Origin of the sequence: Pseudomonas sp. BN414 (genome assembly GCF_029871275.1) — a bacterium.
In the GTDB taxonomy this organism is placed as follows: domain Bacteria; phylum Pseudomonadota; class Gammaproteobacteria; order Pseudomonadales; family Pseudomonadaceae; genus Metapseudomonas; species Metapseudomonas resinovorans_C.
Genome location: NZ_SSOL01000047.1, coordinates 1 through 16,308, shown reverse-complemented (window position 1 = coordinate 16,308; position 16,308 = coordinate 1). Strand labels below are relative to the sequence as shown.

General features: G+C 62.4%; 16 protein-coding genes. 8 read left to right on the top strand and 8 right to left on the bottom strand.

Translation table 11 applies throughout. The annotated features are described in order from the left end of the window. Positions 1 to 37: 37 nt before the first annotated feature. A protein-coding gene (locus tag E8E95_RS08640; protein WP_280347810.1) for an IS3 family transposase occupies positions 38 to 1,260 on the bottom strand; the annotation gives its coding sequence in 2 pieces (ribosomal slippage) (positions 38 to 915 and positions 915 to 1,260; 1,224 coding nt in all). Between the two features lie 54 nt (positions 1,261 to 1,314). After that, the gene (locus E8E95_RS08635) at positions 1,315 to 2,715 is read right to left on the bottom strand and encodes a bilirubin oxidase (protein ID WP_280349462.1); all 1,401 of its coding nucleotides are present in this window, start codon (positions 2,713 to 2,715) and stop codon (positions 1,315 to 1,317) included. A gap of 967 nt (positions 2,716 to 3,682) precedes the next feature. Here E8E95_RS08635 and E8E95_RS08630 point away from each other — a divergent pair. The 4 genes from E8E95_RS08630 (at position 3,683) to E8E95_RS08615 (ending at position 7,652) form a co-directional block, all read left to right on the top strand. Next, positions 3,683 to 4,723, top strand: coding sequence for a sensor domain-containing diguanylate cyclase (locus E8E95_RS08630; RefSeq protein WP_280349461.1), 1,041 nt, complete (start codon positions 3,683 to 3,685; stop codon positions 4,721 to 4,723). A 296-nt stretch (positions 4,724 to 5,019) separates the two neighbouring features. Next, entirely contained in the window at positions 5,020 to 5,964 is a 945-nt protein-coding gene (locus tag E8E95_RS08625) for a chromate resistance protein ChrB domain-containing protein (protein WP_280349460.1), read from the top strand. Continuing rightward, complete coding sequence (gene chrA, locus E8E95_RS08620) at positions 5,957 to 7,321, top strand: chromate efflux transporter (RefSeq protein WP_280349459.1); 1,365 nt, start codon at positions 5,957 to 5,959, stop codon at positions 7,319 to 7,321. Before E8E95_RS08625 ends, chrA begins: the two co-directional genes overlap by 8 nt. 10 nt (positions 7,322 to 7,331) lie before the next feature. Then, entirely contained in the window at positions 7,332 to 7,652 is a 321-nt protein-coding gene (locus E8E95_RS08615) for a rhodanese-like domain-containing protein (RefSeq protein ID WP_280349458.1), read from the top strand. A gap of 54 nt (positions 7,653 to 7,706) precedes the next feature. Here E8E95_RS08615 and E8E95_RS08610 read toward each other — a convergent pair whose 3' ends face one another. The 3 genes from E8E95_RS08610 to E8E95_RS08600 all read right to left on the bottom strand — a co-directional run bounded on the left by E8E95_RS08610 (position 7,707) and on the right by E8E95_RS08600 (position 9,743). Beyond that, complete coding sequence (locus tag E8E95_RS08610; protein WP_280349457.1) at positions 7,707 to 8,813, bottom strand: nickel/cobalt efflux protein RcnA; 1,107 nt, start codon at positions 8,811 to 8,813, stop codon at positions 7,707 to 7,709. A 6-nt stretch (positions 8,814 to 8,819) separates the two neighbouring features. Then, positions 8,820 to 9,107: a metal-sensing transcriptional repressor gene (locus E8E95_RS08605; protein ID WP_280349456.1), complete on the bottom strand. Its 288-nt coding sequence runs from the start codon at positions 9,105 to 9,107 to the stop codon at positions 8,820 to 8,822. 351 nt (positions 9,108 to 9,458) lie between these two features. Continuing rightward, positions 9,459 to 9,743 (bottom strand): hypothetical protein, encoded by a 285-nt coding sequence (locus E8E95_RS08600; RefSeq protein ID WP_280349455.1) that lies wholly within the window; start codon positions 9,741 to 9,743, stop codon positions 9,459 to 9,461. 143 nt (positions 9,744 to 9,886) lie between these two features. Here E8E95_RS08600 and E8E95_RS08595 point away from each other — a divergent pair, with 143 nt between their 5' ends. Continuing rightward, entirely contained in the window at positions 9,887 to 10,771 is an 885-nt protein-coding gene (locus tag E8E95_RS08595) for a LysR substrate-binding domain-containing protein (RefSeq protein ID WP_280349454.1), read from the top strand. A gap of 42 nt (positions 10,772 to 10,813) precedes the next feature. Here E8E95_RS08595 and E8E95_RS08590 read toward each other — a convergent pair whose 3' ends face one another. The 3 genes from E8E95_RS08590 to E8E95_RS08580 all read right to left on the bottom strand — a co-directional run bounded on the left by E8E95_RS08590 (position 10,814) and on the right by E8E95_RS08580 (position 13,429). Beyond that, a complete protein-coding gene (locus E8E95_RS08590; RefSeq protein ID WP_280349453.1) occupies positions 10,814 to 11,677 on the bottom strand; it encodes an MBL fold metallo-hydrolase in 864 nt (287 codons plus the stop codon). 419 nt (positions 11,678 to 12,096) lie between these two features. Continuing rightward, on the bottom strand, positions 12,097 to 12,405 hold the full coding sequence (locus tag E8E95_RS08585) for an NIPSNAP family protein (protein WP_280349452.1): 309 nt from the start codon (positions 12,403 to 12,405) through the stop codon (positions 12,097 to 12,099). Positions 12,406 to 12,475: 70 nt separating this feature from the next. Then, positions 12,476 to 13,429 (bottom strand): LysR family transcriptional regulator, encoded by a 954-nt coding sequence (locus tag E8E95_RS08580; RefSeq protein WP_280349463.1) that lies wholly within the window; start codon positions 13,427 to 13,429, stop codon positions 12,476 to 12,478. Between the two features lie 324 nt (positions 13,430 to 13,753). Here E8E95_RS08580 and E8E95_RS08575 point away from each other — a divergent pair, with 324 nt between their 5' ends. From E8E95_RS08575 to E8E95_RS08565, 3 genes are all read left to right on the top strand, one after another. Further along, on the top strand, positions 13,754 to 14,083 hold the full coding sequence (locus E8E95_RS08575) for a DUF485 domain-containing protein (RefSeq protein WP_280349451.1): 330 nt from the start codon (positions 13,754 to 13,756) through the stop codon (positions 14,081 to 14,083). Next, positions 14,080 to 15,729: a cation acetate symporter gene (locus tag E8E95_RS08570; protein ID WP_280349450.1), complete on the top strand. Its 1,650-nt coding sequence runs from the start codon at positions 14,080 to 14,082 to the stop codon at positions 15,727 to 15,729. Before E8E95_RS08575 ends, E8E95_RS08570 begins: the two co-directional genes overlap by 4 nt. 136 nt (positions 15,730 to 15,865) lie before the next feature. Continuing rightward, on the top strand, positions 15,866 to 16,308 hold a 443-nt coding region (locus tag E8E95_RS08565), incomplete at its 3' end, for an OprD family outer membrane porin (protein ID WP_280349449.1).

Below are 16,308 nucleotides of genomic sequence, written 5' to 3'. Positions count from 1 at the left end.
TGGACTTGCCCCTATCAAACCGGACACCGGTACCCCGTTAAGTTGATGCCTCAGCCAAGCGTCTGAACTCCCGAGGTGAGCGGTAGTTCAGTGCGCTGTGCGGATGTTCCTCGTTGTAATGCTCGAAGGCGATGGCCAGGTTGCGCAGGGCCGTCGCTCGATCGGGCTTGGGCATGTGGCGGATATAGTCGCGCTTCATGGTCTTCACGAAGCTCTCCGCCATCCCGTTGCTCTGTGGGCTGCACACCGGTGTTGTCAGAGGTAGCAGGCCGATCTGCCGGGCAAAGACCCGGGTCTGTTCGGCGGTATAGGCCGAGCCGTTATCGCTCAGCCATTGCACCGGCGACGCAGGCAGCTCGCTACCGAAGCGTTGCTCGACGGCTTCCAGCATCACGTCGCGGACATCGTCGCCACTGTAGCCGTGTGGGCTGGCCACCCAACTGATGGCTTCGCGGTCGCAGCAGTCCAGAGCGAAGGTCACGCGCAGTTTGTCACCATCCTCGCAGCGGAACTCGAAGCCATCCGAACACCAGCGGGTGTTGCTTGTATCCACGGCGACACGACCTTCGTGACGCCGCGCCACACCCGGCTGCTTGCGACGGCGTTCCAGCAACAGATCGTGATCACGCATGACGCGGTAAACCCGCTTCACGTTGACCGGTGGCAGGGCCTGTTGCTCATGCTGCCGACGCAACAGACCCCAGATCCGACGATAGCCATAGCTGGGCAGGGCGCCGACTGCCTGCTGGATCTGCTCGACCAAGGTCACATCGTTGAACGCTCGGCGCCGACGAGGCCGCAGCCCTGGAGCGGGTTGTTTGAGTCGAGCCGTCAATTGCGAGCGCGCCACACCGAGACTCTCACTGACCGCCTTCACTGGTCGTCCCCCGGCAACAAGGGTGAGTGCGCAATCCATTTTCGCGAGCGGGCGATCTCCACCGCTTCCTTGAGGATCTCGGCCTCCATGGTCTTCTTGCCCAGCATCCGTTGCAGTTCGCGGATCTGCTTGAGGGCATCGGCCAACTCGGAGGCGGGCACCACCGCTTCACCGGCACTGACCGCCGAGAGGCTGCCGTCCTGGTAGAGCTTGCGCCAGTGGAACAGTTGGTTGGGGTTGATGCCGTTGCGCCGGGCCACCACCGAGACGCTTTGCCCGGGCTCGAGACTCTCGCGCACCATGGCCAGTTTTTCCTCGACGCTCCAGCGGCGACGCCGCTCCTGGCCGAGCACTTCGATGGTTTTGTCTTTGCTGGTAGTCATAAACACAGTCGTTTGCCTATCCCTTATGGTAAGGGGGAAACGGTGTCCTGTGTTTCAAGGGGCTCGTTCAGGAATGATGTTGCTGGTCACGTCTTCTGCATCGAAGAGTTTGTTGTTGATCGTCCACATGCCGTTCTGGCGATCGAATTCCCAGCGCCGTTTGGGTAGCCGGTTGAGTTCCGCCGCCGTCGGCAGCTCTCGCAATGGCCGCAGTTGGTTGGGTACCTGGCTGAGGTCCTGTTTATCTGGATTACGATCGACAACGATCTTCAGCACCCGAGTACCCGGCGCTTGCACGCTGTTGGGCTGGCGTGTGCTGTCCTGCTGCAGGCGATTCACCAGGTAGAGCTCGGTGCCGATCGGGTACTTGGAAAAGTCCACCACTATGTCGGCGCGCTCGGCCACCGCGAGGCGCACCTTGGTCTGGCCGCGCAACGGCTGCGGCAGCAAATTGCCGTCGCTGGACAGGTAGTCGAAGCGCTGATCCTTGCCAGCGGCATCGACCAGATAGAACTCGTAGAAGCGGCTGGGCCCACTGTTGAGCAGGCGCAGACGGTACTTGCGGGCGTCCACCGGCAACACGGGCTCGATCTTGCCGTTGACCGTGACCTTGTCGCCCAGCACGCCTTCCGGACCGAGCTCATTCCAGAACAGCAGGCCGTTTGCGTCGAAGCGTTTGTCGCCAAAGGCCAGCGGATAGTCATAGGCGCCACTGGGCAGACGCAGGGCACGCGGGTTTGGATCGAGTTCGTCTCCCGAGTCGAACTCATCGAATATCAGGTAAAAGCCCGCCAGTCCGAGGTAGGTGTTCGGCGCGGTGAAATCCTTGGTGTGGTCGTGAAACCACAGCGTACCCAGCCCCTCACGATAGTCACCGATCACCTGGCCATTGGCGGCGTAACCGGTGAATGGGCCGGGATTCGCCAGGTTCTCCAGGTAGCCGGCGTAGACGTTGTGATAGAGGTGATCCTTGAACTCCCCAGGCGTGATCTGAGAAGCATCGCGCAGGTCTGCGGCGCTATAGAAATCGGACGGGAAGCCGTCACATCCGGAGGACGCGTGCAGATTGTGCAGGTGGGTGGATATCTCCGGGCTGCCAACCCTCGGGCGGACGAAGCCCTGGGCGACCAGTTGGTCCGTCGAAGCGGCCAGCCGGCTGTGGAAGCGGCAGATGATCGGCCGACCGTAGCGCGCGAGGATCGTGAGGGGAAACGTTGGCGTCGGCCCGGCTGATTGAGCGGTGCTCTGGTACGTCCAGATAAGCTGCCTGGACTGGGGATAGTCGGGATGAAATTGCCAGGGAATCGCCTGAGCGCTGATTTCATAGAGGTCCGTTCCATCCAGTCGCTCCAGAACCTCGAAATGCTGGTGGGCCGGGCGCCCGGCTTCTCGTTGCTGCGGATCTGCGTTGTCGCTCTTGGGCTCCAGTTCCGAGAGTGGGAACAGCGCGTCCACCTTGTTCAGCGGGACGATCTTCCTCGGCAGGATACTCAGCCACGGCCTCGTAGGCGGGCTGCTGGCACTGCCTTGACTGCCTGGGCCGGAGGACGACGATTGCGAGCCGCTACCAGAACCTTGCGCGGCTGGACTGTAACGGCCACTCAGCAACAGCGGCGCGACCATTGCACGGGTGGACCATTTAAGGAAGGTGCGGCGTGCTCCGTTCTCGAGAGAACCTTGAGCCGGTCTTGATTTCCAGCCACTCGCTGGAATGAGTTTTTCCCCGCTAGCCGCGGGCAGTTTGTTTTTCCTTCTAAGCATGGCGGCTGCTCTTCTTGTTACGTGGCAATTACAAGTTCCTCGCAGGAGCTTGTATGAACGCTAACCAGGTGAGTGCCACCACCTGAGCGCATCTGAATGGCCGTCGCGTTTTCAGTGGCAAGGATGGTCAATTACGGCAGCCATGATCGCGTCAGGGAGGGTGGCGCTGCGGGTCAAACGAGTGGTGGGCCGTGCAGGAGGAGCGAGGCATGCAGATGCGAAGGGAATGCGAATTCCGCAGGGCGGGGCGATGCGTTGTCCACGATAAGACTCCCGATTGAAGAGCCCCCTGAAACGCTTTGCTCGCCTGCCTTCGAACTCACAACAACAGGACTTCATCCCTTTTTGTTGTTGGGCAAAGTTTAGTTACATTTGCCACCGTCACGCTATTAGATTGCTATTACCTAGTGGCCATTAATGCTATTCGGAAGTTTGCTCTGAATAGCGCTGGAGTCGGCAGATCGGAGCAATGAGAATGCCTCTTGGTCACTCCATCTAAAGGCACTTAGGCCCCCGCCCCTACGCCGGTTACGAGATGGATTGGTGTTCTCCGAGGATTACCCCTGTCGCCAGTCGCATTCAGTATGTGAAGGCCGTACCTATTCAATAAGCCTCCGATTGGCTGACAATCGGCACGCCCCTTGGCTACCGAACTGTGCACATGGACCAGATACTTTCCCTTCTATCCGAAACCGTTCCCAAAGCCCGGACCCTGGAAGAACTCACACGGCCCCTGCTGACCCTGCTCAGCCAGGTAACGGGCATGGAGTCGACCTACCTGACGACCATCGATACCGACGAGGGTGTCCAGCGCGTCGAGTTCGCACGCAACGTGGGTGACATGGTGATTCCTGAAGGCTTGGTGGTGCCCTGGGCCGACACCCTGTGCAAGCGAGCGCTAGACGAAAACCGTCTGTACTCGGACAACGTCGCCGAATGCTGGGGTGACTCGGAGGCCGCCGCGGCCCTCGGCATCAGGACCTATGTGAGCGCGCCGATCAGGTCCCAGGATGGCCGGGTGCTGGGTACGGTCTGTGCCGCCAGCTCGGATCAGGTGGCCCGCTCTCCGGAAGTGGAACCGTTGCTGATGCTGCTCTCGGGATTGCTGAGCTACTCCCTTGAGCGCGAGTTGCTGGTCGAGCGGCTCCAGGTCGCCAATGCCGAGCTGGCCAAGCTGGCCCTGACAGACCCGCTGACGGGCCTTTCCAACCGGCGTGCCATCCTCAGCGATGTCGCTCGCCTGTTCGCCCTGGCCCAGCGGGAGAACAAGTACTTGCTGGTGGGTGTGATCGATCTGGATGGGTTCAAGCTCATCAACGATACCTACGGCCACCTGGCAGGCGACCAGTTTCTGCGCGGCATAGCGGCCCAGCTGCAGCATGTTCTCAGGGCAAGCGATATCATCGGGCGCACGGGTGGTGATGAGTTCATCGTGATCGCCCTGGGCACACCGTCGGAACACTCGGACCTGGCGCAAGACATGCAACATGGCGCCGAGTTACTGCAGGATCGCCTGGCCAAAGGAACGATTGGGCAATACGACCTGGGCGAAGGTCTCGACGATATCCACTATGCCGGCGCCAGCGTGGGTGTCGTGGCGGTGCTGCCGGACAGCATGACTGCAGACGAGGCCATCAAGCTGGCCGACCGCGAGATGTACAGGGTGAAACAGCAGCGCAAGCGTCAAGCTACGCGCCACTGAGTGCGAATTGCGGTGAAGGTGCCTGAGCTCATCAGGCACCTTCGTTCGTGGCTGAGAGTTTGCCGTCCGGCGTGACCATTTCAGACGTCGAGCAACCTGGCCTTGGCCTCGGCGTACTCGCGCTTGAGCGGGGCGACATGCGCAGCATGTCTTCTGCACTTCGCTGATTGAACCGATGCCAGTGCAGTACGTAGGGAATGACATGTGCCGGCTCTTACCGCGCTGACACGCGTCTTCCCCCATGCCTCGACACAGAGTAATGTAACGTTCATTACATACTCTGTTAGATACGCTACATGAACAACTGGCTTTGTCTCGTGCTTACCCTCCCCACTGCCAATGCCACTGCACGCATGCGTGCCTGGCGCGCGCTGAAGGGCTCTGGAGCAGCTGTGCTGCGGGACGGAGTGTACCTGCTTCCCGAAAGCGACAACTGCCGCACAATGCTCGCCGCCATCGAGCGAGACATCCTTGCCATGAATGGCAGCGCCTACCTGCTCCCCATCCAGGACATGCAGGGTGAACGCTTCATTCCGCTATTCGATCGCAGCGAGGACTACGCAAGCCTGCGCGCCGAGATCGATGCCTGCCGCAACCAACTGGCATCCGAGAACGCCCTGAGCGCTACCAGGCAAATCCGCAAGCTGCGCAAGGCCTTCGTCCAGCTTGAAAACATCGATTTCTTCCCCGGTCCAGCCCGCCAACATGCGGACGCGGCTCTGCAAGACCTGGAAACCGCCGTCAGTCGCGCCCTGTCGGAAGACGAACCCTGCAGCCACGACCAGCCGATCCCCTTGCGTAGCCTTCGGGACTACCAGGGCCGCAGCTGGGCGACCCGCAAACGCCCATGGGTCGACCGCCTGGCCAGTGCCTGGTTGATCCGCCGCTTCATCGATCACGACGCGCGCATCCTCTGGCTGGACTCGCCCCATGATTGCCCAGCGGATGCGCTCGGTTTCGATTTCGACGGTGCCACCTTCAGCCACGTCGGAAACCGCGTCACCTTCGAGACCTTGCAAGCCAGCTTCGAGCTGAATGCACCGTCCCTGGCAAAAGTCGCCGCCCTGGTGCACTACCTGGATGTGGGCGGTGTTCAGCCAGCTGAGGCGGCGGGCATCGAGCGGCTTCTGGCGGGGCTGAGGGAAAGCATTACCGATGATGATCAGCTCCTGGTCGCCGCCAGCGCCGTCTTCGATGGCCTGCTAACCGCTTTTGCGAACGAAGAGAAAGACAATGAGTGAGAGCACCCTGCGTTCCGCCGAGCAATCGCAACCCGGCACCCGCCCCGTGGGCCTGTTCGAGGCCTTCCTGTTCTGGCTGAAGCTTGGCTTCATCAGCTTCGGCGGGCCTGCCGGGCAGATTTCGATCATGCATCAGGAACTGGTGGAGCGTCGGCGCTGGATCAGCGAGCGGCGCTTCCTCCACGCGCTGAACTACTGCATGTTGCTGCCCGGACCCGAAGCCCAGCAGCTCGCGACCTATATCGGCTGGCTGATGCATCGCACCTGGGGAGGTGTCATTGCCGGCGCGCTTTTCGTATTGCCGTCGCTGTTCATCCTGATCGCGCTGTCGTGGGTCTACATCGCCTTTGGCGAGATGCCCGTAGTGGCCGGACTGTTCTACGGCATCAAGCCAGCGGTGACCGCCATCGTGGTGCAGGCTGCCCACCGCATTGGCTCACGTGCGTTGAAGAACAATTGGCTATGGGGTATCGCTGGCGCCTCCTTCATGTCCATCTTCGCCCTGAATCTCCCCTTCCCCCTGATCGTGCTGGGCGCGGCGCTGGTTGGCTATGTCGGTGGACGCATCGCGCCGCACAAGTTCGCCCTTGGCGGCGGCCACGGTGCAGCGAAGGCCACCTACGGGCCGGCATTGATCGATGACGATACGCCGACACCCGAACATGCGCGCTTCCGCTGGTCTCGCCTGGCGGCGCTGGGAGCGATCGGCGCCCTGCTCTGGCTGCTGCCCATGGGATTGCTGGCAGCCACCTTCGGTTGGCACGGCACACTCACTCAGATGGGCTGGTTCTTCACCAAGGCGGCCCTGCTGACCTTCGGCGGCGCCTATGCGGTGCTGCCCTACGTGTATCAGGGGGCGGTGGGCCACTACGGCTGGCTGACCCCAACGCAGATGATCGACGGCCTGGCCCTGGGAGAAACCACACCGGGGCCGCTGATCATGGTGGTGGCCTTCGTGGGTTTTGTCGGTGGCTATGTGCACCCCATGTTCGGTGCCGACCAGGCCTTCCTCGCCGGCGCCGTGGCCGCCTCCCTGGTCACCTGGTTCACTTTCCTGCCGTCGTTCCTGTTCATCCTCGCGGGTGGCCCGCTGGTGGAGTCCACCCACAACGAACTGAAGTTCACCGCCCCACTCACCGGGATCACCGCTGCGGTGGTGGGGGTGATCCTCAACCTGGCGCTGTTCTTCGGTTACCACGTGCTCTGGCCGCAAGGCTTCGACGGGCACTTCGACTGGCCCTCGGCGCTGATCGCCGTGGCAGCGGCGATTGCCCTGTTCCGCTACAAGCGGGGCGTCATCCAGGTGTTGCTGGCCTGCGCCCTGGTCGGGCTGGCGGTGCATCTGCTGCGTACCTGAGAGGTGTGTGATGAGCCGAATCACGAGTTGTGAATTGATGGAGTGGCAAGCGGCAAGACGCACCTTCACGCTGCTGGATGTGCGCCGTGAAGGTGCTCGCGCGGCCGATGCGGCGGCCATTCCTGACGCGCGCTGGTTCGATCCCGAGTCGGTGTTTACCTGGAAGGATTCAGTGCCACGGGACAGGCCCGTGGTGCTCTATTGCGCCCATGGCCACGAAATCAGCCAGGGTATCGCCGCCACCCTCGAAGCCATGGGGCTCGATGCGCGCTACCTGATCGATGGCTTTTCTGGTTGGCGTGACGCCGGCCGCCCCATCCAACGCCTGTAGACCCGGGAGGGACTGTAGGTAACCGGTGGTTACTTGTAGCAGGAGTGGCATGGTTCAGATCTGGGCGCTCAGCCCCATCCAACCATGGACCCCCACGTAAATGCCCACGCCGATAATCAGCAGACTGGACAGATAAGGCGCGCGACGCGCCACGGCCCCCAGCCAGGGCCAGCGATTGGACGCCTGCCGGGCGCCGATGGCCGCCGCTGCACCCACACTGACCAGCGTCAGGGCCAGGCCAATGCTGAAGCACAGCACCAATACGGCACCGAGGGTGACTTCCTTCACTTGCAGGCAGAGCAGCAGCACAGTGATCGCTGCGGGACAGGGAATCAGCCCGCCTGTCAGGCCAAACAGAATGATCTGCCCGGTCGTCGCGCTCCGATTGGCAAAGCGCTTGCGGATGTCGTTGGCATGCGCGCGCTCGTGGGCATCCTGGTAGCCCTCCAGCGGCAGCTCCAGTCCTTCCAGCTGGTCGTGTCCATGCTCGCGGAAGTCCAGGTCGTAATCGTGGGAGTGATTGCCATGGCCCAGACTCAGCCGCACGCTGAACTCGTGCGGCTCGGGAATCTCGTCCACGGATTCCAGGTAACCGTCCCGATCCGCGAACGCAAAACGCCGCATGCGTCCATCCGCTCGGGTGGTCTGTAAATTCACCTCGCCGGCCGCCCAGCTGTGACCACTGAGCACATTCAACCGCCAGCGCGGCGGCACCCCATTCTCGAAAATCGACAGCTCAACGCGCCCATGGCCAGTGTCGATGTGCCGGTTTTCGTCATGGTGGTGGTCATCGTGATGCTCGAAGCGCCACATCCGTTCGCCACGCCATGTCCGCCATAGCATCCACAGGGCAATGGCCACGATGATCACCGCAGAGGCCAACTGGAAATACGGCTCGGTGCTCTCAGCATCGAGATTCTGGCCCAGGTACATGCCACCCAGGGCAACCAGCCAGACCACGGCGGTGTGCGAGACGGTCGCGGCCAACCCCAGCAGGATCGCCTGCTTCACGGTGCCACGTACCGCCACGATGAAGGCCGCCATCATCGTCTTCGAATGGCCAGGCTCCAGGCCATGCAAAGCCCCCAGGAGGATGGCGCTCGGGAAATAGAGCCAGGCGTGGGTCGGTCCCTGTTGCAGTATTTCGGCGAAGCTGGACATGGCAGGTCAGGGGTACTTGATGATCTGTTTGAATTCTTCCAGCGGAGCGCGCTCGCCACTGGTGAGCGCCCCCACGGTGTGTTCCAGGCAATGGTCGATATGGTCCTGGATCAGCGTGCGCTTGGCCTGGCAGACGGCCTTCTCGACCGCATGCAATTGCTGAGCGATATCCACGCAGGCGCGGCCGTCCTCGATCATGGTGACGATGCTGCGCAGATGGCCTTCTGCCCGCTTCAACCTTTTGACGATTTCGCTATGACTTTGGTGCTGATGACCGTGTTCGTGCTTGCTCATCGTAAGACCCCCGTGCAGCGAGAGTGACCGTTGCACCCTATCCCCCTGGGGGGATATAGCAATGCTAGGCAACCCAGTCAGGACGCAGGTGGTATTCGCGCTGCTCCTGACGAGCTTGCTCGCGAAAGACTGTGCACGGACTATTCGCGAGCAAGCTCGCTCCTACACTGCCTCTCTATGAAGCTTTCGGCGCCCTTGCTTCATTGACGACCCGCACCTTGGTTCCCGCCGGAACTTTCGAAAAGAATTCTTCGATATCGTAGTTGTACATACGGAAGCAGTTCGTAGGATGGGTTGAGGCACGAAACCCATGCGGATCGGGATGGATGAGTTTCACAGGCTCAGCCCTTCCTATGCGGCCTTTGAGTTGGCGCCTGCCAACTCAGAATTCGCACCTCTCGACCTGCACCAGTACGTCACGCAATTACCCATGTCGGTGACGCGCTGGCTGGTGACTTCGTTGGCGTTCTTGCCATCCTCGGCGAACTTCTTCCACCAGATCGACAATCCGACCACCACGCCCGGACGCGCACGGTCGCTCACCCGCGCCTTGGCGGCCTGCATACGTGAGGAATAGAACTCGCATTTGCCGGAGGGCGTGGGAAAACCGCCGTGGGCAAAGGGCGCATCCGCCACGTTCATCTTCTGCCAGCCGCCGAGCTTGGCCGGCGCTCGCGATGTCCGTCGGCGAACAGCATTCGCGCGACCTGCGGGAGCGGGTCCTGCTATAACCCGTCGCCAGGGGGCGGCTCCCCTTGGCTGCATACCACGGAGAAACAATGGCACTGCCTCCACTTCACAGCATCAGGGTTTTCGAGTCTGTCGCCCGCCTGGGCAACATGGCGGCCGCAGCAGTCGAGCTGCACGTCACTACAGGGGCGGTAAGCCAGCAGATCAAGGCGTTGCAGGGCAGCCTGGGCGTCGAGCTATTCGAGAAGCGCGGCCGACACCTGGTGCTCACCGACACCGGGCGTGCATTGCAGCAGCGCGTAGCCGGAGCTCTCGGCGAGATCAACGAGGCCGTGCAGGCGGTGCAAAGCAGCGCGAAACAGGCACCCGAGGAAATTGAGCTGACACTTTCCCTCCCGCCCGTTGAGGGCGTCACCTGGCTGGCCACGCCGCTGTTCCGCTTCATGGAGGAAAGCCGCGCCGTCAAACTGAAGGTGATCAAGGCGACCCAATTCAACCAGGTGGACTGGCGCAAGGCCGATGTGGCGGTGATCTACGGGACGCCGCCCTGGCCGGGCTTCTGGTGGCGGCTGCTGCACGGCATTCGCATGATCCCCGTCTGCAGCCCGCAGTTCCTCCGTGGTTCCCTGGCCATCCGCAACGTCGAGGACCTCGCGCAACACCGACTGCTGCACGAAGACAATGGTGCCCAGTGGCAGCATTGGCTGGCCGAGGCGGGATACTCGGGGACGGTGGCTTCGGACGTTTATTTCGAAGACTTCGGCATGGTGCTGCAGGCGGCGCGGGACGGTTTCGGCGTCGCCCTCAGCGACGAGATCGTGTCGGCCCGGGACCTGGACGAAGGTCGCCTGGTACAGCCCCTGTCACTCTCGGTCCCAGCCGTTCACAACTATTACTGCGTCTGCACCGAGGGCAAACGGGAACGCCCCGAGGTCATGGCCTTCATCGACTGGCTGATGTCGACGACCCAGTGAAAAGCCAATGACCGGAGCCTGCTGGCTCCGGCCTCGGCGGGCTCAATAGCCGTAGCGGCGCCCATCGGTGAACTGGATGTCGGTGAGGATGCTGATGTCCTTCACCACCTTGTAGAGCTGCGAATCCCGGATCAGCTCGGGGTCGGTGAACGTCTCCCCCTGGGCCTGGCCAGCCTGGATCGCCAACATCTTCTCGCGGATCTTGAGCACGTCTTCGTACGCCATGGTGGGTACCCGGTTTGGGTCTTCGTCCGCGTGGGCGCCGTAAATGCGAGTGTCCTTGTCGATCAGCGCCAGGGTTGCCGACAGGGAAGCGATGTAGTCGCCGAGGTTCCCGGCCAGCAGCCAGGATGGATAGAGATGGTCGCCGGCCAGGAGGATGTTGTTCGCCTCGTCGTAGAGCGCCACTTCATCCTGGGTGTGCCCCGGCGTGCTCACCAGCTTCACCTTGTAGCCACCCAGGTCGATCTCCTCGCCGGGCTTGATCAGGCGGGAGACCTTGAAGGGCGGCAAGGTGAGGTGGTCGATGTTGCCGAGATGGATCGGTTCCGGCACATGGTAGAGCCCATCTCCCTCTTTGAATTTGCGAATGAAGGGCAAGTCCGGCAGGTAGATGCTGTCGAAGTTGTGCAGGCCACCCAGGTGATCGAAATGCAGGTGCGAGGGCAATACCGAAAGCGGCTTGTCGGTGACCGTCCGCACGAGCTGGGTAATGTCTTCCTTCTGATTGGCGCCAGCGTCGAACATCAGGGCCCTGTCCGAACCCACCAGGAGGTAGGAATAGTTCTTCTGGTAATAGTTCGGCTCGCCAATGGCGTAGAGATGGTCGGAAATCTTCGTCAGCACGAAGCTGCCCTCCCCTCGGCCAGCCTCTTCGGCGGCGTCCGCCGCGAATGTGAATCCCATCAGGGCGAATGTTGCCAAAGCCAGGGAGCTGGCGATTTTCATCATGAGCGCAGACCTCTTGTTATTGAATGCGGAGAACCTTGTGCAGCGTTGAGCTGCCCGCATATCTCAAGGGGTCAACGGCTCGTCGACAATGGATTTGATTTGAAGTGCGGCCGTTTAGTTGGCCTTAAGTGTCGATAACGTGCAGGGAACACGCTCGCTTTCTCCTACAGACGACGTTGAAGGGATAGCCCTGACACGGGGATTTCCAGCTTTCGCGCCGAGCTGCGCAACCCTCTCCCCCGCCCCTCTCCCGCAAGCGGGCGAGGGGTGACTCGCGCCGGCGAGGCACAAGTAATCCGGAAGCAATCAGCGGCCTGATAGTGAGCAAGTGCAGTTGGGCGACGCCGCCCCTTCAGGAGGCCGAGCGTGCTCGTTCAAGCACCGAAGACTGGCCGGAAGAACGTGCGCTCGTAGCTGAGGATGCAGCGCGTGTCCTCGGCGTACTTGAAGGCAGCGATGCAGTCCGCGTCGTTCATCGAGTCCTGCCGGTACTGCTCGTAGGCCGCCAGGCTCGGGAAGGAAAACATCGCCAAGGCGATATTGTTTGCGCCCTCGGACGGCAGGAAGTAGCCGTGGTGCTGGCCGCCGAACTTCTCCACGAGCGGAATCCAGAGCTTTCCGTAGTGTTCGAACTCCGCCAGTTTGTAGGGATCGAGGATGTAACGAAGGTAGCAAGTAATCATTCGGTCTCTCGTTCAAGTGGTGCGATCTGGATGTGGGTTTTTTCGCGATACGAGCCATGAGCCCTGGAGTCTATTTCTCGAAAGCCGGCACCTGTATCCGGTCATCCTCGCCCATCAGCCAGCCGCGATTGAGATCGGCGCAACGGTGCAGGTACTCGGCCACCAGGGTGATGCGCTTGAGGCGGCGCAGATCCTCGCTGTAATAGATCCAGAACTGGCGGGTGACCTCCACGTCACCGGGCAGCACCGCCTGTACCCTCGGGTCGCCCGCCACCAGGAAGCACGGCAGGATCGCCAACGCCCTCCCCTGCAATGCTGCCTGGTACTGGGCGATGACGCTCGTGCTGCGCAGCTGGCTCATGGCGCCGGGCAGCAGGTCATTCAGGTAGAGCAGCTTGGGGCTGAAAGCCAGGTCCTCGACGTAGGTGATGAAGGGGTGGTTTGCCAGGTCTTCGCGCGTTTCGATCGGCGGCTGGCTGGCCAGGTACTCAGGCGTGCCGTAGAGGCGCAGGCGGTAGTCGGCGAGCTTGGAACAGACATAGGGACCGCGCTCGGGGCGTTCCAGGGTGATGGCGATATCCGCTTCGCGACGCGACAGGCTGACGAAGTGAGGCACCGGCAGGATGTCCACCGAGATGTGCGGATACTGCTCGAGAAAGCGGCTCATCTGCGCCGTCACAAAATAGGAGCCGAAGCCCTCGGTGCAGCCGATCCGCACATGGCCGGACAGCCCCAGGCGCGTGCCCGACACCTGCTCGCAGGCGGCCTGCAAGGTGCTTTCCAGAGTCTCGGCGTGGCTCAACAGACGCTGCCCTTCCACCGTCAGGACGAAGCCGGCCGCGCGGGACTTTTCGAACAGCAAGGCACCCAGCGCCTGTTCCAGGGCCCGCACGCGCCGCGACACGGTGGTGTAGTCGACACCCAGTCGGCGAGCAGCGCCGGTTGCAGTGCGGGTTCGGGCCACTTCCAGGAAGAATCGCAGGTCGTCCCATTTGACCTGTTCCGGGCTAGGACTTTTTTGCATGTCCATCAGGATATTTTGCCTGTTCTTTAGGGGATGGATGCTTACATATACTCACATCCATCGACCCGCAGCCAAGTGCTTTTTCGCCCCGGCCGGGATCACTGAAATGGAGGGCTGACAGCATGAACGCATGCCTGGTTTCCGGCCTTCCCGCGCCTTGCGCTACCCACCATTTGCTGGCTCCCGGAGGGAGCCGCGGTCACTGAAGAACACCTCACTGACGAAGAACTTGGCGACGCCTGCCCGAGGCGCCGCCGGGAATGCTGCACGCTTGAAAAAGCTGCGGCGACAGGCACGACAAAAACAATTAAAGCGGAGCCCGAAATGAAACCTCACCACTCCCCCGACGCCCCGGCCAATGCTCGCATTATGGCCAACCCGAAATTCCAGCGCCTGGCCCAGGAGCGCGCCATCCTCGCCTGGTCGCTCAGCGCCCTCGTGCTGGCCGTCTACTACCTGTTCATCATGCTGGTGGCCTTCGTTCCCGGCTGGCTGCACATGCCGCTCTACGAGGGCAGTCACCTCAGCCGCGGCATCCCGCTCGGCGCCGCCATCATTGTCCTTTCCTGGCTGCTGACCGCCTGGTACGTGCGTCACGCCAATAACCACTTCGATGCACTGAGCGCAGAAATCCTCGCGGAGGGCCAGGCATGAAAGCCCTCATCGCCCTCTTCGCCCTGGCACCTCTGAGCGCCATCGCAGACACCATCACCGCGCAGAAGCAACCACTCAACCTGCATGCCATTGGGATGTTTTTCGTCTTCGTCCTCGCCACCCTGGTGATCACCTGGTGGGCCGCGCGCCGCACCCGCTCCACCGCCGACTTCTACACCGCCGGCGGTGGTATCTCGGGCTTCCAGAACGGCCTGGCAATCGCCGGTGACTACATGTCGGCGGCCACCCTGCTGGGGCTTTCCAGCCTGGTGTTCGCCAAGGGCTACGACGGCTTCGTCTACATCATCGGCTTCTTCGTCGGCTGGCCCATCGTCACCTTCCTGATGGCCGAGCGCCTGCGCAACCTGGGCAAGTACACCTTCGCCGACATCGTCTCCTACCGCCTGGATCAGACCCGCGTACGCAGTTTCGCCGCCCTCGGATCGCTGACCGTGGTCTGCTGCTACCTGATCGTGCAGATGGTCGGCGCAGGTCAGCTGATCAAGCTGCTGTTCGGCCTGGACTACCAACTGGCTGTCGTGGTGGTCGGTGTGCTGATGCTGGTCTACGTGATCTTCGGCGGCATGATCGCCACCACTTGGGTGCAGATCACCAAGGCCGTCCTGCTGCTGGCCGGCGGCACCACGCTGGTGCTGATGGCCATGAGCGAATTCGGCTTCAGCTTCGAGAACCTGGCCGAGCGCGCCGTCGCCGTGCACGCCAGCGGTGGCAAGATCATGGGCCCCGGCACCCTGCTGGCCGACCCCATCAGCGCCGTCTCGCTGTCCCTCGGCCTGGTGTTTGGCATCGCCGGCCTGCCGCACATCCTGATGCGTTTCTTCACCGTCCCCAACGCCAGGGAAGCCCGCCGCTCGGTGCTGTTCGCCACCGGCTTCATCGGCTTCTTCTTCCTGGTGGTGTGCGTGCTTGGCTACACCGCCATCGTCATCGTCGGCACCGACCCGCAGTACTTCGTCGACGGCAAACTGGGCGGTGCCCTGGTAGGTGGCGGCAACATGGTCGCCATGCACCTGGCCCAGGCCGTGGGTGGCAACCTGTTCCTCGGTTTCCTCTCCGCAGTGGCCTTCGCCACCATTCTCGCGGTGGTCGCGGGCCTCGCCCTGGCGGGCGCCTCGGCGATCTCCCACGACCTCTATGCCAGCGTGCTGAAGAAAGGCCAAGCCAGCGAGAAGGACGAGATGCGCGTGAGCCGCATCGCCACCGTGGCCATTGGCCTGGTCGCCATCGGCCTGGGCATCCTCTTCGAACAGATGAACATCGCCTTCCTCGTCGGCCTGACCTTTGGCGTCGCCGCTTCGGCCAACTTCCCGGTGCTGATCATGGCCATGTACTGGAAGGGCCTGACCACCCGTGGTGCCCTCTGGGGCGGGCTGACCGGGCTGGTCAGCGCCATGGGACTGGTGATCTGCGCCCCGGCCGTCTGGGTCGGTGTGCTGGGCCACGAGAAGGCCCTGTTCCCCTATGACCAGCCGGCGCTGTTCTCCATGCCGCTGGCCTTCCTGGTGATCATCGTCGTCTCCACGCTCGATCGCAGCGCCCGCGCCAACCGTGAACGAGCGGCTTATGCCGACCAGTTCGTGCGCGCCCAGACCGGCCTGGGGGCCGCGGCCGCCAGCAGCCACTGACGCGTATCGCGCAGCCAGTTAGCGGGCACGCCTGCCGCTCCTTTGGGGCGTGCCCCTTTTCCATTCCGTCTCACCCCGCTACCGGCCCTCGGGCCGGTACGGATTCATTCGTCCACTAAAACAACAAGAGGCCTCCATGGATCGCCGCACCCTCACCTTCCACCTGCTGCTAGTCAGCGGCGCACTCAGCTGCTCCACACCCGCCCTGGCTGAGTTCATCAAGGATTCGAAAGCCAGCCTGGAACTGCGCAACTTCTACTTCAACCGTGATTTCCACCAGCACGCCGCGCCGCAGTCCAAGGCCGAGGAATGGGCCCAGGGGTTCCTCCTGCGCTACGAGTCGGGCTTCACCGAGGGCAGCATCGGCGTCGGCCTGGACGCCATCGGCCTACTGGGCGTGAAGCTGGACTCCAGCCCCGACCGTGCCGGCTCCGGTCTGCTCAAGCGAGATCGCGAAGCCCCCAAGAGCGCCCAGGACGAATACGGCGAACTGGGCCTGACCGCCAAACTGCGCGCCTCGAAGAGCACCCTCAAGCTCGGCACCCTGATGCCCAAGCTGCCGGTGCTGCTGGCCAACGA